Raw genomic sequence first — 217 nt, forward strand, 5'->3', positions numbered from 1 at the left:
TCGATAACGCCGATGATCTTGCTGATCTGCTGCGCGGAATCCTCGATCCGGCGCATGGCTTCCACGGCGTTGCGCACGACGGAGCCGGAGTGTTCGGCGCGGCTGCGGGTTTCGCGCACCGCGTCGCGCGCCTCGCCGGTCCGCTTGGACGTGGCGACGACGTTCGAGGTGATCTCCTCGAGTGCGGCGGCGGTTTCCTCCAGCGAGGCCGCCTGCT

1 pseudogene is annotated in these 217 nt (G+C 68.7%); it reads right to left on the bottom strand.

The features are described from left to right. Positions 1-217 (bottom strand): annotated as a pseudogene (locus B3605_RS03745) (hypothetical protein); the annotation flags it as partial.

This window comes from Rhizobium sp. UBA1881 (assembly GCF_002338015.1).
Lineage (GTDB): Bacteria > Pseudomonadota > Alphaproteobacteria > Rhizobiales > Rhizobiaceae > Rhizobium.